Origin of the sequence: Nostoc sp., assembly GCF_036919555.1 — a bacterium.
Lineage (GTDB): Bacteria > Cyanobacteriota > Cyanobacteriia > Cyanobacteriales > Nostocaceae > Nostoc.
Window position 1 is genome coordinate 93,860 of record NZ_JBALCS010000091.1, and the last position, 20,166, is coordinate 114,025.

21 protein-coding genes and 1 pseudogene are annotated in these 20,166 nt (G+C 42.1%); 9 read left to right on the plus strand and 13 right to left on the minus strand.

The genetic code is table 11. The features are described 5' to 3' along the window. The first annotated feature begins 103 nt into the window (after window positions 1-103). Complete coding sequence (locus V7K36_RS25365; RefSeq protein ID WP_335120428.1) at window positions 104-772, plus strand: DUF1345 domain-containing protein; 669 nt, start codon at window positions 104-106, stop codon at window positions 770-772. Between the two features lie 143 nt (window positions 773-915). On the opposite strand, the gene V7K36_RS25370 is transcribed toward V7K36_RS25365, so the two are convergent. From V7K36_RS25370 to V7K36_RS25385, 4 genes are all read right to left on the minus strand, one after another. Beyond that, window positions 916-1,083, minus strand: a complete 168-nt coding sequence (locus tag V7K36_RS25370; protein ID WP_335120430.1) for a hypothetical protein — start codon at window positions 1,081-1,083, stop codon at window positions 916-918. Window positions 1,084-1,349: 266 nt separating this feature from the next. Then, window positions 1,350-3,782, minus strand: a complete 2,433-nt coding sequence (locus V7K36_RS25375; protein ID WP_335120432.1) for an ATP-dependent helicase — start codon at window positions 3,780-3,782, stop codon at window positions 1,350-1,352. Between the two features lie 402 nt (window positions 3,783-4,184). Then, window positions 4,185-5,222, minus strand: a complete 1,038-nt coding sequence (locus tag V7K36_RS25380; protein ID WP_335120434.1) for a calcium-binding protein — start codon at window positions 5,220-5,222, stop codon at window positions 4,185-4,187. Between the two features lie 438 nt (window positions 5,223-5,660). After that, window positions 5,661-6,749 carry a RuBisCO accumulation factor 1 gene (locus V7K36_RS25385; RefSeq protein WP_335120436.1) on the minus strand — a complete coding sequence of 363 codons (1,089 nt, stop codon included), beginning with the start codon at window positions 6,747-6,749 and terminating at the stop codon, window positions 5,661-5,663. 429 nt (window positions 6,750-7,178) lie between these two features. On the opposite strand from V7K36_RS25385, the gene V7K36_RS25390 reads away from it, so the two are divergent. The 3 genes from V7K36_RS25390 (at window position 7,179) to V7K36_RS25400 (ending at window position 10,305) form a co-directional block, all read left to right on the plus strand. After that, the gene (locus V7K36_RS25390) at window positions 7,179-8,135 is read left to right on the plus strand and encodes a response regulator (protein ID WP_335120438.1); all 957 of its coding nucleotides are present in this window, start codon (window positions 7,179-7,181) and stop codon (window positions 8,133-8,135) included. A gap of 88 nt (window positions 8,136-8,223) precedes the next feature. Continuing rightward, on the plus strand, window positions 8,224-8,928 hold the full coding sequence (gene ubiE, locus V7K36_RS25395; RefSeq protein ID WP_335120440.1) for a bifunctional demethylmenaquinone methyltransferase/2-methoxy-6-polyprenyl-1,4-benzoquinol methylase UbiE: 705 nt from the start codon (window positions 8,224-8,226) through the stop codon (window positions 8,926-8,928). A 141-nt stretch (window positions 8,929-9,069) separates the two neighbouring features. Next, window positions 9,070-10,305, plus strand: coding sequence for a DUF445 domain-containing protein (locus tag V7K36_RS25400; RefSeq protein WP_335120443.1), 1,236 nt, complete (start codon window positions 9,070-9,072; stop codon window positions 10,303-10,305). Between the two features lie 73 nt (window positions 10,306-10,378). Here the strand turns inward: V7K36_RS25400 and V7K36_RS25405 are convergent, their stop codons facing one another. Beyond that, window positions 10,379-10,954 carry a Uma2 family endonuclease gene (locus tag V7K36_RS25405; RefSeq protein WP_335120445.1) on the minus strand — a complete coding sequence of 192 codons (576 nt, stop codon included), beginning with the start codon at window positions 10,952-10,954 and terminating at the stop codon, window positions 10,379-10,381. A gap of 420 nt (window positions 10,955-11,374) precedes the next feature. On the opposite strand from V7K36_RS25405, the gene V7K36_RS25410 reads away from it, so the two are divergent. Beyond that, window positions 11,375-11,641 (plus strand): hypothetical protein, encoded by a 267-nt coding sequence (locus V7K36_RS25410; RefSeq protein ID WP_335120447.1) that lies wholly within the window; start codon window positions 11,375-11,377, stop codon window positions 11,639-11,641. Beyond that, the gene (locus tag V7K36_RS25415; protein ID WP_335120450.1) at window positions 11,625-11,828 is read left to right on the plus strand and encodes a hypothetical protein; all 204 of its coding nucleotides are present in this window, start codon (window positions 11,625-11,627) and stop codon (window positions 11,826-11,828) included. Before V7K36_RS25410 ends, V7K36_RS25415 begins: the two co-directional genes overlap by 17 nt. A gap of 234 nt (window positions 11,829-12,062) precedes the next feature. Here the strand turns inward: V7K36_RS25415 and V7K36_RS25420 are convergent, their stop codons facing one another. Together V7K36_RS25420 and V7K36_RS25425 are read right to left on the minus strand one after the other, a co-directional pair. Then, the gene (locus V7K36_RS25420) at window positions 12,063-13,427 is read right to left on the minus strand and encodes a cytochrome P450 (protein WP_335120452.1); all 1,365 of its coding nucleotides are present in this window, start codon (window positions 13,425-13,427) and stop codon (window positions 12,063-12,065) included. 76 nt (window positions 13,428-13,503) lie between these two features. Beyond that, window positions 13,504-13,656 (minus strand): hypothetical protein, encoded by a 153-nt coding sequence (locus V7K36_RS25425; RefSeq protein WP_335120454.1) that lies wholly within the window; start codon window positions 13,654-13,656, stop codon window positions 13,504-13,506. 81 nt (window positions 13,657-13,737) lie between these two features. Here V7K36_RS25425 and V7K36_RS25430 point away from each other — a divergent pair, with 81 nt between their 5' ends. From V7K36_RS25430 to V7K36_RS25440, 3 genes and pseudogenes are all read left to right on the plus strand, one after another. Continuing rightward, complete coding sequence (locus tag V7K36_RS25430; RefSeq protein ID WP_335120492.1) at window positions 13,738-13,908, plus strand: hypothetical protein; 171 nt, start codon at window positions 13,738-13,740, stop codon at window positions 13,906-13,908. Then, window positions 13,905-14,144 (plus strand): annotated as a pseudogene (locus tag V7K36_RS25435) (type II toxin-antitoxin system VapC family toxin); the annotation flags it as partial. The gene V7K36_RS25430 and the pseudogene V7K36_RS25435, both read left to right, overlap by 4 nt. Before the next feature lie 123 nt (window positions 14,145-14,267). Then, window positions 14,268-14,711, plus strand: coding sequence for a DUF4145 domain-containing protein (locus tag V7K36_RS25440; RefSeq protein WP_335120456.1), 444 nt, complete (start codon window positions 14,268-14,270; stop codon window positions 14,709-14,711). Window positions 14,712-15,001: 290 nt separating this feature from the next. On the opposite strand, the gene V7K36_RS25445 is transcribed toward V7K36_RS25440, so the two are convergent. The 6 genes from V7K36_RS25445 to aroQ all read right to left on the minus strand — a co-directional run bounded on the left by V7K36_RS25445 (window position 15,002) and on the right by aroQ (window position 20,147). Next, on the minus strand, window positions 15,002-15,289 hold the full coding sequence (locus tag V7K36_RS25445) for a hypothetical protein (protein WP_335120458.1): 288 nt from the start codon (window positions 15,287-15,289) through the stop codon (window positions 15,002-15,004). 5 nt (window positions 15,290-15,294) lie between these two features. Then, window positions 15,295-15,519, minus strand: a complete 225-nt coding sequence (locus tag V7K36_RS25450) for a DUF6887 family protein (RefSeq protein WP_335120460.1) — start codon at window positions 15,517-15,519, stop codon at window positions 15,295-15,297. Beyond that, window positions 15,519-15,695, minus strand: coding sequence for a DUF6888 family protein (locus tag V7K36_RS34305; RefSeq protein WP_442946547.1), 177 nt, complete (start codon window positions 15,693-15,695; stop codon window positions 15,519-15,521). Before V7K36_RS34305 ends, V7K36_RS25450 begins: the two co-directional genes overlap by 1 nt. A gap of 115 nt (window positions 15,696-15,810) precedes the next feature. Beyond that, entirely contained in the window at window positions 15,811-18,531 is a 2,721-nt protein-coding gene (locus V7K36_RS25455; protein ID WP_335120462.1) for an HD family phosphohydrolase, read from the minus strand. 138 nt (window positions 18,532-18,669) lie between these two features. Beyond that, window positions 18,670-19,614, minus strand: a complete 945-nt coding sequence (locus V7K36_RS25460; RefSeq protein ID WP_335120464.1) for an ADP-ribosylglycohydrolase family protein — start codon at window positions 19,612-19,614, stop codon at window positions 18,670-18,672. Between the two features lie 86 nt (window positions 19,615-19,700). Next, a complete protein-coding gene (aroQ, locus tag V7K36_RS25465; RefSeq protein ID WP_335120486.1) occupies window positions 19,701-20,147 on the minus strand; it encodes a type II 3-dehydroquinate dehydratase in 447 nt (148 codons plus the stop codon). Window positions 20,148-20,166: the final 19 nt, after the last annotated feature.

Genomic DNA, 20,166 nt, shown 5'->3' on the forward strand with positions numbered 1-20,166 from the left:
ACAAATTTTGGGGAAAAAACGTAAAAATTAAGGTTCGGGTTCTCCAAAGGGTAGCGCAACTGGAGTACAATTTCTAATCTCTATGACTTGGTGCAAGATATTTGTGAGACTTAATTTATTTAAAAACTTTGACCCTCGACCCCGACTAATCTTTGCTGTCGGACTCGCTGTATTAGTTTCAGTAATCCTTCCGCCTTGGCTGCACTTACCCACTCGCATTCTCTGCGCTTGGAACTCCGGTGTCGACTTTTTCTTAGCCGTAACGTGGTGGAAGATGATCAAGGCTACCCCAGAAAAAATTCGCCGTTATGCTGAGAATGAATATGAAGGACATTTTGCTATATTCATGCTGATGATAGCTGCGGCTTGTGCTAGTGTTTTAGCCATTGTGTTTTTATTAACTGATAAAAAAGGGGTGTCCAAACTTCTGCTTAACCTACATGTCATACTTTCAATTATGACCATTGTCGGTTCCTGGTTACTAGTGCATACGATGTTTGCAGTGCAATATGCACACAGCTATTACAAATACATTAATCGTAATAATAGTGAAGAAATCACCAGAGGTTTAGATTTTCCTCATAACGACTGTCCAGACTATTGGGAATTTTTATATTATTCTTTTGTAGTTGGCATGACTAGTCAAGTTTCAGATGTGGAGACGACATCACGCGATATGAGGCGCTTGACTCTGTTACATAGCATATTATCCTTCTTTTTCAATACCACCATTTTAGCTATGACTATTAATATCGTTGCATCGCTGATTTAAAAATTCCTTGACTCAGCCAAAAGTATTGACCGAGTTTACGATATTTAAATTTTGGATAATGGAAAAGAAGATTCAAAATCCAAAATTTAATGCATGTTTGAGACTTGCGAATTTAAACGCGAGAATAGGAGCATGTCACTAAATTAACTTGCGTGTTCCCAGTCACTGAGTAACTCATGCTGTTGTGCTGTTTTCTTGCATTTACGGAATGGTACTTTAAAAGTACCAATATTCATCCCAGGAAAAGACTGTTTTTTCGTCTTGGTGGGTCTATTTTCTTGTGTCGTTGAACTGAACTGTTGGGTTTCCATTGGTAAATAAATTTCTGATTAAAACCTGAGCACCAATCTATAACATCAATTGTCAAACGACAAATTTCACTTTAGATAGCTTATTTCGGACAAATATTCTGGGACAATCTGATCGCTAGTACACTGGGTCCGAAGTTTGCCTACCTTTAACAAGGGAATTTTGCCCCTTGTTAAGCCCCAAGTCTTATTAATTGAGATGATAGCTGGATTTACGCGCCTGCTGTACTAGTAACTGTGGATTCCATCCAATTTCTTTAGAGTTTTGCTCACGCTTGTTTAGTCATTACGGCTAAATTCACTACACATTCAGGAAACTGACGCTTTAATGCTGGAAACACGGGACAAGGCGCTTGTTCTTGTAAATTGTCCGGCTTACTCCAAGTAAAGGGGGCTTTCTGTGCTGCTGACATCCACACCAGACGCTTTGCTCGTGTCATCGCAACGTAGAGTAAACGGTACTCCTCAGATATTTTCAAGTGCTTTGCTTGTTCCCATGCTTGTGTGACATCTGGTATGGTAGATTCTCCGTGGAGAGCAGCACGAATTTGGGCGCGAGCTACTTCTGATAAGGTAAAATCCCCTAAGAACTGGCTTTGGGGAGGAACCCAAAATCTGCCAGGAATTAAGTTTTCGTGGAGAAAGGGAAGAAACACATAGTCCCAATCCAGCCCTTTGGCTTTGTGCATGGTAATAATGGTCAGTTGACCGCGACGAGTGTAACGTTCTTCCGAATCCTCGGTTTCCACTGGTTCAAACCGTTCGGAACTGACGATTTCACTTAAAGCTGACAGCATTTCCCCCATCGAACTATTGCCAGCTATCTGCTGGTTTACCCGTTCTGCGAGTTTGTCAGCAGTTGCCAATTCTGCCTGGTCATAATTTAAGGTCAAGGCGAGAAAGGAAATTAGCTGGTACAGGGGCAATTCTAAACGAGCGCGGAGTAAGCTGCGACATAAGCGAGCGGCTTTTTGGACTGTTTCTGGCTGGGGTGCCGCTAGGGGTCCAGGATACAAAAATTCTTCTGGGAGACTAGTAAGGGCGTTGAGGTCTTGGGTAGGAATTAATTGGCGCTGTACTAATGCTTCTAATGCGGCTTTGAGGTAATCGGGAGAGTGGGGGCGATCGCAAAATTGCAGTAATGCTAAAATTTCTTGGGGGACATGGGAACGGCGATCGCGTTCTCCCACATCGTAAAGTGTAATATTATGCTCTTTGCACACAGGTGTCAGAGCCTCTGCTAACCATCGTCCTTGGCGATTTTCTCGGACTAAAATCGCAGCACTATTTTTTGTTGGGTCTTCGCCAAATAATTCAATCACCCTTTGAGATAACAATTCAACGGTGTGATAAATGTCACGCGGTGTATAAAGTTCCAATCCTTGTCCGACTGGTGCGGGGTTGGCGTTAGTTTGTGGATCACCAACTTCAACAGGGCGAATTGTCTGCAAGCGAAATGGTACTTCTCGGTTGATAGGAGTCCGTTGTTTGTTGTTGGCTGCTGCTAACCACTGATTATTGATCCATTTGAGGGCAAAGTTAGCCGCTTCAATGATAATTCTAGTACTGCGACCAGCTTGATCCATCGTTGCCAATTGTTTAATGCGATCGCACTCTTCGCAAAATTGCCGAAAATAAATCGGATCAGCTGGGGTAAATGTGGAGTTAATCGCTTGGTTGGGGTCGCCAACTCGCACTAGATTGAGTGCTGAGTGGGGAGTGGGGAGTAGAGACGCGATTAATCGCGTTTCTGAGGAGTTATCTGTCTTGTCCCCATCACTTGCCAAAATTTCTAACAGATGCGTCTGAAGAGGGCTAGAATCTTGGGCTTCGTCTTCAAAGACGGCGAAAACTTGGTTTTGCTCGATGCGACGGGCACTGTCATTTTCTAAAACGCGCAGTGCTGCTAAAATCATATCGTCATAATCGATGAAATCACGCGATCGCATTAAGTTTTGATATTGCTCATACAATCCCGCCGCTACGCTCAAAATTGCATATTCGTCTGTGGTTTGTTTACTCCACTCCCGCAACTTTTCTGGGGATATCCCAGAACTTTTTGCTTCATGAATTACCGTATTAGCCAATTCCGGCAATACTTCTGTTCGCAGCACCGATTGGCGACGCAACCTCTCTGTCTCTTCTCCATCAAATTGATGACCTTCTAATAACCGCAAATATATTCCTGAATTATTTGCAATCCATTGCTCTACGGCTGTTCTGATCAAGCGGTGACTTTGGGTTGGTGTAATTAATGTGACATTTTCTAACTGCAAACCTGAGAAATCAGAATGGCGGCTGGCAATGTTCAACGCCAGACCATGTAGCGTATAGACAAAAAAGCCCATCTGAGGTAGAGATAAATCATCTCGTAAAAATTTGCGAATCTTCGCTTTAATATTGGCAGCAGCCGAGCGAGTAAAAGTCACAACTACCAAGTGACGGCGGGGGGATGAACGTTCATATTGACGGGCGATCGCGATCGCCGCCGCCGCTGCCATACCAGTAGATTTGCCTGCACCAGGAACGGCAGAAATAGCCAGGGGGCCAGATTGCCAGTCAGCCATTTGTTGCTGTCCAGGGCGTAGACTATTGCGGATTGCGAGAATCTTCTCCCGTAAAGGAAGAATAGGCGATCGTACAGACAATTCTGAGTGGAGTGATTCTTGAGGCACAGCAGCAGTAAAATTAGAGTCGGACATATCAAACTTTTATATTTTAAATAGATATTGAATGTAATTCCCAATCCGCAGATATGAATAATCTTCGGTGATTATTAATCCCAAATTACTAGATTGCTGATAGAGTCTGTAAAAATGTGAAGTGGTAAATAGCATCCAGTTTTACAGATTGATTCCTTTGAAATAACAGAGGCAACCCCAAGAGAAACCCTTGAATAGAACAAATAACGCTTGGCTAATCTGTTCTGAGGGGGACACGGCAAGGTGTCCTCCTAATCAGCAGGAAAAGTGTCCTTGAATCTGCCTTCTGATGTTTAAGTTACAGCAGAATTCAAGTATTTGAACCACATCTGCCGTAGGGGCACAGCATTGCTGTGCCCTTACTGCGTGGTCTATTTACCTGAAAATAGCTGTAATACGTTCTTATTTAAAACTAACTCCTAGCGTATAGGACAAATCAGGTTCAGAGTTGGTACCAAAGAAAGTTCCATTATTTTGAGGCAAGAAAGAATCTTTACTCACTGAAATGGAGTACGTACCTGCACCCAGTAAACCGGTGATTGATGAGGAATCTTGACTGGTGATTAAAGTCCCATAATCCTTAAACAGTCCGATATTTGCCTTTCCCGATGCCACTGTGTTGATAGTGACGGTTCCTGAAGTTGGTAAATAAAATGTAAAAAAGTCAACATCGGGATTGCCCGCCGCTTGAGGGGTTGCTAACTCGCCTGAAATATTAACTTTTGAGCCTGATGATAAGGAACCTAACCCTTCAGCGTTACCCAGTGTGTTGTTTGTACTTTGTCCAGCATCTTCCCGCTCATAGAAAAGGAAGTCATCACTACGAAGTTGGAGATTGTTTTTCCCCTGCACAATACCGATGAGCTCATCTACCGCTCCCGATTGCTCTGAGAATATTCGTGTGTTGCCTCCAACAGCTTGCAAGCGGTAGTCCTGTGGAGTTCCTTTGAGTTGAATTCGATCTTGGCTAGACTGGAAGTCAGTAATAAGAGCAAAGTCCCCAAAACCAGAACTCGTACTGTTGTTATCGTCGTAGAAAACATTTACAGCGTCCCCCAGGACAAATGTATCTGCCCCAGCCCCGCCAGTCAAAGTATCAATCTCCCCTAATCCAGGTGGAAGCAGACTACCAGGATAAACACCGATGAGGATATCGTTTCCAAGTCCCCCATTGAGTATGTCATTGCCAGGCCCGCCCTGTAGACTATCATTGCCGTCCTGACCATTGAGGATATCATTACCAAAATTACCGTCTAGTGTGTCATTGCCTGCTCTCCCATTCAGAGTGTTGTTAGCACTATTACCAAAGACGAAGTTGTTAAGATTGTTACCCGTCCCGTTAATAGGGTTAGTTCCGAGCAGCTTCAAGTTCTTCACATTGGCACCCAGTGTGTAGGTGACAGAAGACTGGACGCTATCCTTGCCGAAAATAATTGCCATTTTATCTCTCCTGAATTTGTCAGTAATGATTATAGGTACAAAGCCGATTTAAGTATTGCCCCTTTTAAGGAACTCCTAGAACAAGGGAAAATTACAGGCTAGTACTGCTTTGCAGAATTATATTTCGTTAGGAAACTAAATCGAAAAAACAGGAACTTGTTTTTGGCTCAATAATTCTGGTTATAAAATATGAAGATACCGCAAAAGCTAAAATCACAAAAAAAATGCTTAATTTCTTAAGCATTTTGCTCTCCTGATAAGTTAAGTAGGCGAGAATAAATCAAACTATATTAAGTAATCTTAAAAAATAGAAGTTGGCTCGTAGTCAGAGTTTTAGCCATCAAAGTAGGGCTGAAGCCCTGACTACAAACCTTTAATTATTAACGCAGTTCTACTTACATCTGTTGAGATTCTTGATCTAGTGCGTTCTATTAAAATTTATTCGTCAATCTGCCATGAATCCTTAGTTAATTCTTCATCCAGGATTTTCTTCGGACGCACAATCATAATAATTTGTCCTAGTAGAGGAATTTCCGGCTCAGTTTCAAACCACTGAAAATCTAATTCACCACCATTTTCAACAACAAAGTAGTTGGAGATATCCCATTCTCGTTGGGCACGATCTATGACTACTACTACGGGTTCTATTCGACTTTGGTTTTGGATGGGGAAGCGATCGCTATTCGCTATAATTACCACTGGATCTTCTGCTGCCAACAGCACTTGCCAACCCGGTAACGGTATCCAAGCTTGCTCTCCAGAAAACTTGACCATGCGAAATGGTTCAATTTCTGTCACTATGGGCACAGCTTGTAAGTCTTGCCGTGACAATGGCAACTCACCGACTACGGGAATGATTCGGGGTAATTGTTCTTCAGATTCCAGGCGGTAAAAAGGTAAAATTGGAGCCGGACGCTGGGGAACGGTAGTAAAATCAGTCAATAGCTGTTCGATTTTTGTCCTTGCTTCTGGCGTGTGAGCAAAGCGCAAACCTTTGGCGATCAGACGCGATCGCTGTTGCAAATCTGTATTTTGGCGTGCCCGTTTCCAAACTTGGTGAGCAACTGCATCCCCAGGATGGGCAGAAAACCCTTCTGGTAAAATGCGGAAATAGGAGAACTCTTTAATTGCTTTGGCCACTTCCCGCGCCTCATCGGCATCGACTTTCTGGACGAAAATCAGTTCGGCGGCGCTGGCGCGTTCTTCTTGGGTGAGCAAACGCAGTTCATATAAAATATCACTGCCGCGTATGGCATAGTGCGATCGCGTTGCTGGCGAAGCGCCAAATTTTTCCAAAGAATTGTAAACTTGAGAACCAACAACCACCTGATTTTGTTGAATTGGCTCAAATCCAGTCGCCTCAAAAATTTCTTGGGGATTGTAACCGGTTTTTAGCAACGAGGCGATCGCCATTCCCCATTCCACCCAGTTGCCTTGTTTTTGCCTCAGCTTTCGCAGTAATTCTTGTGCTACATCGTTGGTAGCATTTTCTTCGGGATTCTGAGCGTTGGGTGGTAGATCAGTCATAATCGGAGTGTAGGCTTGAACTTGAGAGGTTGATTAACACCTCATGAGCAAGTCTTATTCTAATCTATTCTATTAACTACCCAGACCTACTGCCTTGAGTTCATCTGTGAAGACTTATCTCGACTTTAATTTTGAGATCGTAGGTTAGCACAGATGTGCGCTCTTACTGCGCGTTGCATCCAAAGTCGGTTTGTTAACGTACCTGATCCACGATCAAAACTGCCATCGTTAGGCTGATTTAGTTAATCTTTCTAGGGCATTTTTTCTAATTCAGATATTTGGACAGGCAAATATCCTCTGTAGCATTCATAACTACTGTATTTAAAAATGCAAATTAAGTAAGTTAAAACACTTAATAAGTTTTAGCTATTCTCAACTAAACTTGGTATGGAATATAACAATAGAGTGAATATTTAAAGGAAATATCTTATGGATAATCCCAGTCTCGAAATTGATAAACTCCAACATCAAGTGATGACTCTTGAACGACCAAAAAAGCTGAAAATCCTGGTAGTTGACGATGAGCCAGATAATCTCGATCTGCTTTATCGCACCTTTCGACGCGACTTTAATGTTCTGAAAGCTGATAGTGGGGTGAACGCCCTAGAAGTTTTGGCAGCAGAAGGGGAGGTAGCGGTGATTATCTCCGATCAACGGATGCCAGAAATGAAAGGAACTGAATTTCTCAGCAAGACTGTACCTCAGTTCCCCGATACGGTAAGAATAATTCTCACCGGATTTACTGATATTGAAGACTTGGTAGAGGCGATTAATGCGGGGCAGGTCTACAAATATATCACCAAGCCTTGGGACCCAGGGGAACTGAAGGCAGTGGTGCAAAGAGCAGCAGAAACCTACGACTTGCTCAAGCAACGCACAGAAGAATTACGCCGTTCTCATGCTCAAATGGCGCTGCTGAGTGTTTTGGTACAGGTAACTCAAGCAGCTTCTAGCTTAGAGGAAACTCTGGCTCCAATTGTTAGGGCTGTGAGTCAGACTTTTGGAGCAGAAGGCTGTATCCTACAACTTACAGATGGAAACACTCTGATTGCGACTCAAGGAACTTACAGCGATACAGGTAGAATAGAGAATTGGCTATCTCTTGACCCACTAACAAGGGAAGCGATCGCCACCGGGCAAATGCAAGTTTCCTTAAATGTACTTAAAGACACTAAACTAGTTGATGCTATTCACTACCAAAATACGGGTGTGGAAGCACATTTAGTTATCCCAATTAGCTACCGCAATGAACTTTTGGGCGTATTGTCGTTACAGTGGAAACAACCCTGCACTTTGCGAGAAGATGAATTAGTGCTAATTAATTTATTAGCGCAACTGGTAGCGATCGCTCTTACTAGTAGTCGCTCCCATCAAACCATTGTGTAGTTGTCATTAGTCATTTGCCATTTGTCCTTTATCCTTGGCAAATGACGAATGACTAATGACCAATGAATGACTAATGACTTATTGACAAATGACTAACGAAATTCAGTCCATTTTTAACCGTATTGCTCCAGTTTATGACCAGTTGAACGACTGGTTGAGTTTGGGACAGCATCGAATATGGAAGGAAATGGCAGTGAAATGGAGCGCAGCTAAATCGGGTGATACTGCATTAGATTTGTGTTGCGGTAGTGGTGATTTAGGCTTACGTTTGGCGCGGCGTGTAGGAGCAACAGGACAGGTGTATGGAGTAGATTTTTCCCAAAACCTGCTAAAAACTGCTAAAGAACGCTGCCAAAGACAGTACCCCCAACCGGCGATCGCCTGGGTAGAAGCCGACGTGCTAAATTTACCCTTTGACGATAACCAATTTGATGCCGCAACAATGGGCTATGGTTTAAGAAATGTTAAAGATATTCCCCGCAGTCTCCAAGAGTTATACCGTGTTTTGAAGCCGGGTGCTAAAGCCGCAATTTTAGACTTTCATCGACCGAGTAATTTTCAGCTACGTACCTTTCAGCAGTGGTATCTGGACGGTTTTGTGGTGCCAGTCGCCAATTATTTAGGCTTAAAAGAAGAATATGCTTACATCAGTCCCAGCTTAGACCGTTTTCCCATCGGGAAAGAGCAAATAGAGTTAGCTCATCAAGTTGGTTTTGCTGTTGCCACACACTACCCCATTGCGAACGGTATGATGGGAGTGCTAGTGGTCAGTAAGTTAGGAGTTATTAGTTAAAAGTTATGAATTATGAGTAGTGATAAATTCTCATTTAAAATTTATCATTCCTAACTCCTAACTCCTGTACAGACGCGATTAATCGCGTCTCCTCACTCCTCACTCTCAGCTCTAAACTCCTAACTTTTTTAATTCTTCCCTGTGGACTGGTCTCACCTTTGGCTTTATGTGTCTCCCCCGGTACTGGGTGGAATTATTGGCTATTTCACAAATGATATAGCGATAAAAATGTTGTTCCGTCCTTACCGAGCAATTTACATTGCTGGGCGAAGAGTACCCTTCACCCCTGGATTGATTCCCCGCAACCAGGAACGTCTAGCTAAGAACATTTCTGATACAATCATGAAGTCACTGCTGACGCCAGAAGAATTGCAAAATCTGGCGCGGCGGTTGTTGCAAACAGAACGCGTGCAAGCAGCAATTCTCTGGTTGTTACGGCTGGCAATTGAACAAATCAAAACGGATAAAAACCAAAAAAGTGCCAAAATTGTGGCGGGAATTTTACGGGATTTACTAGGGGAATCCTTGCCACGATTACTCAAGGTTTTAGCACGACGTGAAGACTTTTTGGAAGCGCAAATCAATCAAATTTTTGACCAGATATTGCTGGAATTTCAACTGAGTGAAGAACAAGCCACGCGGCTTGCTGATTGGTTGTTGCAAGTAGTTCTACCGCCGGATGTACTACGCCAAGCGATAGTCGATTTTTTGACTGATCGCACAATTCAAATTATTGATGAAGGCTTCCGCGAAAAAACCAGTGGTACTTATTGGGTAGTAGCGAATTTATTTGGCTTACGTAATACTCTGACGCGGTTACGAACTTTTTGCTTGGATGAAAAGGAGGCTACCAATAGTCGCTTGCAGGAATTGACTCAAGATTTGAAAATGCGCGATCGCATTAGGAAATTACTGCAAAATTTATCATTACAAAACTTGCCAATGGGTACGGTGCGCCAACTACGAAAGACCACCCGCGAAAGTGTCCGCCATTACCTGCAAAACAGTAGCAGCGATTTTTTACAAGGATTAACTGATTCTGTTGATTGGGAAAATATTGCTGGAGTGCTGCTGAATCGTCTTAGTACTTCACCTGTTGTCAGTACTTCTTTAGAAGTGATGAGTCAAGAGTTGGCTCTAATTTTAGATAAATATTTGGAAAAAGATTTAGAAGTAATTGTGGCGCAGGTGATTCCGATCTTGTCGATCGATGAAATGATAGTTGACCGTGTAAAATCAACTTCACCGGCTGAGTTAGAAGCTGCTATTGAGGGAATTGTCAAAAATGAATTGCAGGCGATTGTGACTTTAGGCGGTGTTTTGGGTCTTGTCATCGGGTTATTGCAGACAGTGTTTTTAATATTAAGTAAATATTAATTTTTTGTTTTTCCTGTAAATTTTTATCAAATTATAGTTTTAAGTTGCTTAGATTCTGAAATTGAGCGATCGCCTAACTCAAAATCTGTGCTAAATCCAGCACAAACCCAGGCAATACATCCTCTCCTGATAAGCTAGTTGGCGAGCGCAAAACCTCGACATCCTGTCCTGGGCGGTAAATTTCCACCTGTTGGTTCTGGGGGTCAATCAGCCAGCACAGACGCACACCGTTGTCAATGTACTCCTGCATTTTTTGTTGTACAGTCTTTAAGCTGTCTGAAGCAGAGCGTAATTCTACCGCAAAATCGGGAGCGAGTGGTTGGAATGTTGCGGGGTCTGGATTCAGGGCTTCTAATCGCTCCCGGCTCACCCAGGATGCATCAGGAGACCGATTTCCACCATTAGGAAGCTTGAAGCCAGTTGAGGAGTCAAAAGCCAAACCTGTGCCATCAGCATCAGCCCAATTACCTAAGCGCTGTGTCAGTCTACTATTGCGATTTCCGCTTTCCCATCCAGTTGGTGGCATGATAACTAATTCTCCCTCTGCCGTGCGCTCAAGTCTCAAATCTCGATTATTTTGACACAGTTGGAAGAACTGCTCATCTGTTAGTTCAATGGTGGGGCTAAGGTTCAGAATCAGGGCAGTCATAGTTGCCTCTCAATCTTGCTAACTGTAGGGTAGCACTTGGTTAACATAGTAGGTTGACCATCTAATAATTACCATGCTTAGTAGAGAGCTATTTTCAGTCATATAAAAATTTGTTTCACTGTTATCTGTCTGATAACAGCAGATGAGAGGTGATGTTTTTTCTCTCAGCTTATACTAACCGAATGATGTATTTAATCACACTATATTATTGTTCTATTCACTTGGGGAATTAGGTCTAAGTTTCAGAACCTACCCTCGCCCAAAAGTAAAACAGAGAAAGCATTATAGCTATCGTTCAATGCTTATGACATCATTTTCCTATGCTATTACTCTTTTAGTATTAAATCTTACATATAGTTTAGAATTATCTTAGTTAAAGGCTTATATTGTAAATCTGATTAATATTAGAGAGTATATTAAATGAAAGAAAGGCAAAAAATCACTAGGTTTAACGGAATATCAAAGTGGTTATCTAACTCAGTTAGTGAATCTGAAGATAAGCGATACACACATCGTCTACTAACAGAAGATAAAAGCCAACGAGATGTAATTATCGATGAATTAATATTAATCGTTCAAAAAGTCCATGAAGATGCTCGATATCGCCTTCGTAAGTTAGCAGGAAATTCTCTGACTCCATTTGGAGATTTTTCAGACAACGCTCCAAGCGATGGCTATTATTGCTAAGGTGCTTCTTCATGGACATGACACTTATTCTTGGCTTTTAGGTAAGTTATGTGCTGAAGTTGCTTCTGTATTTATAGAAACTTCTCTACGACATCATCTAGAAGCACTTTATCAGATGATTACCCAAAGTGGTAAAACTTTCTTGGGGCGTTATTTACGCCAAAGTTATCAAAACCGAAAGCTTTAGCATGGCGTTCTCAAATTTGTGGAATTGAACGACTAGCAACAGCAGAATCATTTGCGCTCTGTACCCCTACAGGTTTAGGAAAAACAACAATAGCTGAAATTGCTATTCTGCAAAGCTTGTTCTTGGAAACAACAAATTATAGCAATTTTAGTAGCTCGGCTCCTTTAGTTCTGATTTTCTAAATACTTATGACTTCATGCTAGATGTGGAAAATCGATTTGTTTCATCAAAGATTTATGTTTGACTCTGCAAGGGATGCTTTGTCACCAAAGGCTCAATATATGCTTGTAGAGTATCTTTAACTTTAGAAGGCTGACGAACTGGAGCGATCGCAGAATAATCCGGTTTTACTGTCCAGTCATAATGGCGAAGCAGTGTGGAAAGCACAATTTTCATTTCCATCTGGGCAAATTCCATGCCTAAACAACTGTGCGAACCATAACCAAAACCTACTAGTGCTAAGGGATGTTTCTTATCTTCTTCACGAGGTGGTGCAAAGCGATCGGGGTCGAAGCGATCGGGATCTGTGTACAGTTCTGGTAAGCGGTGAGTCAACATCGGCGAAATAGTCACAAACCAACCGGCTGGGATGCGATAGCCTGCATACTCAATATCCTTGAGGACGCCACGATTATAGGCATACACTGGGGGATAGAGCCTTTCTGCTTCTTTTAGCACGTTGGTTAACTGTGGAAGTTGTTTGAGATGGGACAGGCTAAGGGGATTATTTCCCACAACTGCTAATTGTTCTTCACGCAGTCGCTCTCGCCACTCTGGGTGATTACCTAATTCAAATATTACCCAAGTCAGCAAGGAGGCTGTCGTCTCATGTCCAGCAAACAGCAGTAGTAATGCCTCGTTGATTACTTGTTTTTCGCTCAACTTATTGCCGTCTTCATCAACAGCTGCTAGCAGCAATCCCAAAACATCTTTTGATTCCTTTAAGTTACCCTGCTGGGTACGTTGGGCGATCGCTTGATTCAAGAAAGCCACTAACTTACCCCTAGCATTTTGACCACGACCATATAAAGTAAAAGGGACATTCCATTTGAATATTGCCAGACTGCTATCTATCAGTTGTGTAAACCACTGGCTGGTTTGCTCAACTTCGCTCTTGTTTTGACTTCCCAAAAAGAGGCGAGTTGCAACCATCAAGGTAAGCTGGCGGAAACTAGAATTTAAGGGAATCGTTCGCCGCTCTCCCCAATCTTTGAGGAAGTCTTGCACAATATTTTGAATCGTGTCGAAGTATGTCGCGATCGCTTTTCCGTGAAATGCTGGATACATTAAGCGGCGAGTTAGCCGATGTTCTTCCCCATCTTGTAATAAAATATTGTTGCCAAATGTTGATTCTAGGAAATACCACCCTATCCGCGACGACATATTTTCCGCTTGTTCCACCAGCACCAGCCGATTAGCATCAGGGCCAATTAAATAAGCACGTTTACGTCCCATGACGCTCGTCTTAAAAACTGAACCATGTTGCTGGAATCGTTGCCATATATACAGTTCTAAATCCCGGAATATTTCTAAAGTCTCCCCCAAGATGGGCAAGCCATAGCTACCAGGCATTGACTCGGCGGATTTTAGCTGCCGCATATTTGAGTACCTCCAGCAGTAATTAGCTACAGTATCTACTTAATTGTAAAGCGCAGTTAGGCTTTATAAATCCAAATTACCAATCACGGTACAGTTTTTCTGCGTAGAACATGATCTCTTCATTTGGCAATCTAATTTTTGATTTTTGCCGAGGATACAAACTTTCAACTACACCTGTATCCTGTTCAATAACAGTCGATGCTACTTGTAAAACTGAATTTTTAAACATAAATTTCATTAAAGGATTGACTACTTTGGCATACATCAAAATAAACGTCTTGGTGATTTTTTCTGTTTCAGGGTAGAGAATATGAATTTGAGCAATATCACCAAAATTATTCTCGAAGCTAAAACTCCACAGCCTCAAGAAGCACCACCTAGCCAGTTAGAAACCAATCTTTATCCAATGCGCGGGAAACTACTCCGTTATGATGACCCAACAGAACCCGTCGCTTTGTCAGATTGGGAAGTTTTGCAATGATTATACTTGATACACATATCTGGGTTTGGTGGGTTGACGATAACGAGCGATTAACTAAAAAATATCGGGAATATATAGAAGCATATCAATCTCAGGGTTTAGGAGTAAGTATTGTTTCTTGTTGGGAGGTCGCCAAATTAGTCGAGAAAAATCGACTTGTTTTTTCTTGTTAAGTTAATGAATGGCTGGAAACAGCTTTGGCTTATCTAGGAGTACAGCTATTAAATTTGACACTGCTACATATGAAGAATATACATTTTTAAAATGTCCTTTATGTTTGAAACCTTTTCTTAATTGTTTAATTTACAACAATGACTATGAGCATGAATTTAGAAAATTAAAAATTAAAATTTATAACTTTGTATCCCGTATCTGATAAGACTATTAATTCAGAGGTATCTATTTCTATAAAAAAAGCATTTGATGAAGCTCTTTGTTGTTTTGAAAACAAAACATTTACAGCAGGTGTGATTATATGTAGAAAAGCTATCGAAGGTGTATGTAAAGAACATAAAATTGAAAAGGGAAATCTTAAAGACAAACTAATCTTAATGAAAAAAGAGGGAATAATAGACCAAAATATTTTTTATTGGGCGGATGCTTTAAGGCTTTCTGGTAACCATGCTGCTCATGATTTAGATGTTACTTTTTCTTTGGAAGATGCTGAAGATATTATTGAATTTACGTATGCCATAATTGAATATGTTTTTACCTATAGAGAAAAAATTATTTTATTTATAGAAAGGAAAAAATCTAAAAATTCTTTACCCACTCACGATACTGACCCTACGACAGAGAAATAATCTTGATTTTTTGGGGTAAGTCGAGGTAACAGTGGATGAGAAGATGAAAGCGATCGCTAAATTAGGAGATACGCGATCGCACCTCAAAAAAACCTCTTAACGTAACGCGGAAGTCCTCGCCCTCAATGTACACGCACAAGTGGGGATTGTGAGCCAAGCTTTTAGGATTGCATCTGGAATTGATTTTAAACGAAGAGTAAAAACTCTCTTCTGGATGTATGACGAATCCCCAGGATTTTCTGGTAAGATAGGTAATGTCTTGACCATCAATGCCACAAGCGAAAACCAAGCTAATAGGTATATGTAGCAAGAGAAAGATTTGGGTCTTGGGAACCAGGACTCCTGACAAGAGGAGGGAATGTCAGACCAAAAAAACTACGGAGTAATTGATGGCTATTCCCGATGAATTGGGAGCGATCAACTTCAGCCGCAGGCAAGTCTGAGTAGTTCACCAAGATTATCAACAGATATACGACGCCGAATAGCCCGTCGTAGATGTGGTAATTGGGGGAGATTAAGCCACACCTCGCAACACTTTTGCTTAGTTGTGTTTTTTTCTCCACTGTTTGCTGCACCAAGATTGTTAGACCGCCGTCTCACCATTATTGCCTGCTGCTTGCATCTGCTTTCGAATTGCTGCTTGGATTTTGGCATCAAAGTCGGGATCATCTACAGTTGTTATAATATTGCGTGGGCGATCGCCAAGTCTATCGAGATATGCTCGAAGAGCTATTTTGTCCTCACGATGTAGGAGAAAATATTGCCTCAATTCCCCATCAGACATAGCTGCATAATTGACTTGACTCATTAGAACACCTCTCCATCCGGCGTAATTTGGAACTCAAGATTCTCAGTGCTTCCAGCCAAAACATAAAGATTGCTAGTTCGATCATCTATGCATACAAGATGTATGGGCTGAAGCGTAATATACGTTAGCCAGTAGCTAAGACGATATAGACCTCTCAATTGGGCATCAGTCGGCATTCAGGGCACTCACTCAACACCTCTTTATTTTATTCCATAACTGCTTTAAGCTTTTTCTCGCAAATTATGTGGATGTTTGCATCATCGCGCTACAAGCTCTGTTATTTCTATTCTGTCAGAGAGTGCTACTAGCCTTCAATTTCGGATAAGCAATCCGTTTGTGATGAAATTGCTGCCAAACATCCACAAATATCTGGGCAATTTGTGACATTTCTTCTCGTGTTAGTCCTGAATCTACGAGTTGATTGTCTTGCCATTTGGCACGCAGAATATTATTCAGCATTGTTAAAGCTTGTTCAGTCGAGACATCTTTGAGCGATCGCTTTTCTCCCAAATGCTTTGCTGAAGTCGATGCTTGCAGCGATCGCAGCGCCGCTTCGCAAGAATCTGCTAACATCACAATTCCTGTTTCCCGTGATTGGGGAATTGGACCATCGTAGCGAAAATCTGCGTCGTCTACCGTTAAACTTGGATCTTCCTGAGCCATTTGCTGGGCTTTGTGATGGAAATAGGCAATCAGCATCGTTCCCTGATGCTCTGGAATAAAATCTTGAATCGCCGTGGGCAAAAGGTGTTTACGCGCCATCACCAACCCTTCAGTTACGTGCTTTTTAATAATTTCTGCACTCTTCCAAGGGTCTTTAATCTCAGTATCATGTTTATTCGGCCCCCCCATTTGATTTTCAATAAAGCCAAGGGGGTCGTGCATTTTGCCAATATCGTGATATAATGTACCAGCCCTGACTAGTTCAACATTGCATCCTAGTTCTTTGGCAGCAGTTTCGGCAAGGGTAGCCACAAGTAACGTATGTTGAAAAGTTCCAGGAGTTTCAGTAGCGAGTCGTTTTAATAAAGGGCGGTTAGGGTTCGCCAGTTCTGCTAGGCGGATTGGAGTGACTAAATCAAAAACTTTTTCTAGATAAGGACTCAAGCCCAAAGCTACAACACTCCAGCCTAAACCTGATAAAGCAAATAACGCGGCTTCTCGGAAAACGATATACCAGGTTGAACCAAATGCTTGACCAATTAAGATTTTAACAACCAGGTAAATGCCGCCCTGAGTTAAGGCGATCGCAATACCTAATAATGCCAATTCTTCACGCGATCGCAATCGTTGTGCGATGTAACTACCTAATATTCCTCCCCCGACACCAGCTAAAAGGGCAGCCTTGCTCATATCCAAGCTAATGCCTAATATCGGCAACAGCAGTCCGACAACTGTCAACCCCAAAGTCGGGCCGTAGAAGCTTCCCAACAATAAACTAAGGGCACTCCAGGTTGTATAAGGCAATCCGATCGTGATCACTCCGGGCACACTCAAAGTCAGCAATAATACCAATAGGCGATCGCGTTCTCGCAATTCGTAATCGATATGCCGTTCTACCCAGACAAAAATGCCAATGGCGATCGCAATAATGCCGCTTAACTTCACCAACTCCAGCCATTTTACCTCTCGGCGAATCAGGTGATAATACTCCAGCACCTCAAAGTTCCATGCAGTAATCTGCTCTCCTTTTTTGACAATCACCTCACCATACCCTACCTTCACCATCACGGTTGGCACCCCAGCAGCATCCTTTTGAGCATTTTGTCTCGTTTGTTCTTCATCTTTTTGCAGATTCGGCTTCAGTACAGCTAACAACAGTTTGCTTGCCAAAGTTTCAGCGTCTTCTGGTACAAAGGTCTGTAATTGTAAACTCACCGCATCTTGTAAGATATTTTTTGGCAGTCCTTGTGGGATACCTTGGGTGAGAATCCGCTCTGTACTCTGATGGATTCCCATTTGTGTTTTTTCCCAATCCACATCCAACAAATTCAAGAGGACAGATTCCTCGTATACTGCTTCTGGGTTAACAGTCTCTAACTGTAAAAGTTTGCCAGTAGCTTGGGTGTATCTTTGGCGTGTTTGAAAAATTTTGGCAATCAGTAAGGACAAGTTTTTTTCAGAAGTTGTAACGCGGTAAGATTCTAGTTCTGCTACTGCTTGAGTAAAGCCGGTGTTTTGAGAAAAATCAACTGGCTGTGTCTTCTGTGGCGTTGGTGTTGTGCGCTCTTTGCGTTCCTGATTAGGTGCAGCTATAGATGATGGACGGGATGACGCGGTGGTTCGTCTTGTTCCTTTCTTCTGCTGATTTTTACTATTTTCTATAGCCAATAGCAATGCTTGCCATTCCGAGTCAGGACAAGAGCGGAGGTAACGTTGAGTAGAGATGGACAAAACTACAGGATCAAAAAAAGGAAAAGCTCCAGCAATAGAGCGAATTTTGTTGCCATCATCCAGAAGTTCTTGCAAATTTTTGTTAATTTGTTCGTTCATGCGCGCATCAACCATCAACATTTGTAAGGAGCTATTACTGACGGCTTTGCGCTCGGCTTGTGTTCTTTTCTGATCTTCGATGCTAGCTGTGTAAGGCGCTCTAATTGTCTGGAGTGCGAGATTTCCTACTTGGAGTTGAGTCTGGTTGTATAATTTATGCCCAATAACACCAGTGAGGGACACTATAGCGATCGCCAAAATTACCGAAGAACGTTGTTCATGCATCCAGTCTAAACAGACTACATAAATACTATTCTTAGTTTTGACCAATTTTGCTTTTGACTGGAGCGCTCTTTCTTGTTTTCGGCGATGTGTACGGCGGGCTACGCCTACGCTTTTATCATTGGTTTTTGATAAAAACAGAAGTACATTCTTCAGCATAGTCCTTAGAAGTTCCCTTCTATGGCTTATACTTTTGGGACTTCTCATTAACTTTCCCTTACGGCGTAGTGCTTTGTATTGTCGCCGCCAGTTAGTCAATTGCTGGGTGAAGAACTGCAAAAATTGCTGCATTTTCATTATCTTTGCCTGCAATTGCCGACTTTGATAGCTCAAAAAAAGACAATCATCAGGGAAGTTTGCTCTGCGGCTGTTGCAACTAGGGTGGCGGGGCTAATTCATAATTCGTAATTCGTAATTCGTAATTCGTAATTATTGTTAACGCGACCGAATAACGCGAGGAGCTGCATAAACTGAAAGCAAAGCCACCTCAGATCCCTCCTCTGTTAACTCGCTTGGATTTAAGGTAAGATCATACACTCCTGACCATACCGCCACAAATGCATCAGCCAATTTTAACATTTGGGAAAAGCTAGTTAGTCCCCATACTGGAGAATTCTTCTGCAAGAGTAAGACTTGCCAATTTATGGGAATTCCACCTCTACCGTTATATGCTCCTGATAAAGCACCAGTAATTGCACCTGTAGCCTGTGAGCTTAGAGGCGTAGCATCTTGCACTTTAAAATTGCCATTGTCAGTAGCCCGCAAAACTGCAAGGCGAAAGTCTTCCAAGGTACTTAAAAAGCAGTAGAATGCCATAGGAATAATGTTACTGAGTTTTTCTTCCCTAGCAAACTCAGCTTGCGCCCTTGACAATCCAGCCCCTTGCTCTAATAAATTCTGGACTCTTAATAAATTTTTTGGTATTGATGTCGGTGTTTCTCCGATAAAAGAAATTATTTGCGGGATGAGGGTTGAGGGGTCGAGTTTTTCAGTGAGGGCAAGAGATATCGCATATCCCACTGCTAGTGTTCCATCCCGTACTACTGGGTCATCCTCCCAGATTTTTAGCACATGCAGCAAGTTTTGTCGGAGCTTAATTGGATTTTCGTGAAAAAAAAGTGCTACTGGTAGTGTGGCAATAATTATTTTTATTGATATATCATCAGTTGTTACTAAATGAAGAGATTCTTGTTGCTGACGCCCGATCCAATCATCTAAATCTAATCTACCCAACGCAATCAAACTCTGGGTACCCAGAACCGCCATTCTGCCCAAATCTAGGTAACTCTGAAATAGTATTTCACCACCAGAGGCTAAATTTTCCCCCAGAAATGCTCCCAGCAAAGTACCTCTAAACCGACTTATAGGAGAGTAACGCATAAAGTATGTAGTTAAAAGTGAGGAGTGAGGAGTTAATTAAAGATTGTTAATTCCTAACTTTACTACCAATTCCTAACTCCTAATTCCTAACTGCTTCTTAAATGATTCACTAGTGCTTGTAAGCCCAATAGGTAACTTTGGACACCAAAACCACTTATCTGCCCGATCGCGACTGGGGCGATATACGAATGATGGCGAAAATCTTCCCGGCGGTAAATATTACTCAGATGTACTTCTACTGTGGCCAAGTTAACGGCAGCGATCGCGTCTCGCAATGCCACACTTGTGTGGGTATATGCCCCGGCATTAATCAAAATTCCCTGATATTGTCCTAATGCGCCATGAATAGTATCCACCAAAATTCCTTCATGGTTTGACTGCATAGAAAAAACTTTCGCCTGTAGCTTGAATCCTTCTTCTTCTAACAGGCGATTAATTTCAGCTAGTGTCAACGAACCATAAATTCCTGGTTCTCGCTGTCCTAGCAAATTTAAGTTTGGCCCATGCAGTGCCAGAATGCTTAAGGGTTGCAACGTCGAGTTCAGCACTTTG

Coding starts and splice junctions, on each gene's coding strand:
- V7K36_RS25425 (WP_335120454.1), bottom strand. CDS start 13,656: ATGTTTAAAAATTCAGTTTTACAAGTAGCATCGACTGTTATTGAACAG.
- V7K36_RS25380 (WP_335120434.1), bottom strand. CDS start 5,222: ATGGCAATTATTTTCGGCAAGGATAGCGTCCAGTCTTCTGTCACCTAC.
- V7K36_RS25415 (WP_335120450.1), top strand. CDS start 11,625: ATGGCTATTATTGCTAAGGTGCTTCTTCATGGACATGACACTTATTCT.
- V7K36_RS25450 (WP_335120460.1), bottom strand. CDS start 15,519: ATGAGTCAAGTCAATTATGCAGCTATGTCTGATGGGGAATTGAGGCAA.
- V7K36_RS25455 (WP_335120462.1), bottom strand. CDS start 18,531: ATGAAAATGCAGCAATTTTTGCAGTTCTTCACCCAGCAATTGACTAAC.
- V7K36_RS25405 (WP_335120445.1), bottom strand. CDS start 10,954: ATGACTGCCCTGATTCTGAACCTTAGCCCCACCATTGAACTAACAGAT.
- V7K36_RS25460 (WP_335120464.1), bottom strand. CDS start 19,614: ATGCGTTACTCTCCTATAAGTCGGTTTAGAGGTACTTTGCTGGGAGCA.
- V7K36_RS25420 (WP_335120452.1), bottom strand. CDS start 13,427: ATGCGGCAGCTAAAATCCGCCGAGTCAATGCCTGGTAGCTATGGCTTG.
- V7K36_RS25410 (WP_335120447.1), top strand. CDS start 11,375: ATGAAAGAAAGGCAAAAAATCACTAGGTTTAACGGAATATCAAAGTGG.
- V7K36_RS25375 (WP_335120432.1), bottom strand. CDS start 3,782: ATGTCCGACTCTAATTTTACTGCTGCTGTGCCTCAAGAATCACTCCAC.
- V7K36_RS34305 (WP_442946547.1), bottom strand. CDS start 15,695: ATGCCGACTGATGCCCAATTGAGAGGTCTATATCGTCTTAGCTACTGG.
- V7K36_RS25430 (WP_335120492.1), top strand. CDS start 13,738: ATGAATTTGAGCAATATCACCAAAATTATTCTCGAAGCTAAAACTCCA.
- V7K36_RS25385 (WP_335120436.1), bottom strand. CDS start 6,749: ATGACTGATCTACCACCCAACGCTCAGAATCCCGAAGAAAATGCTACC.
- V7K36_RS25370 (WP_335120430.1), bottom strand. CDS start 1,083: ATGGAAACCCAACAGTTCAGTTCAACGACACAAGAAAATAGACCCACC.
- ubiE (WP_335120440.1), top strand. CDS start 8,224: ATGACTAACGAAATTCAGTCCATTTTTAACCGTATTGCTCCAGTTTAT.
- V7K36_RS25390 (WP_335120438.1), top strand. CDS start 7,179: ATGGATAATCCCAGTCTCGAAATTGATAAACTCCAACATCAAGTGATG.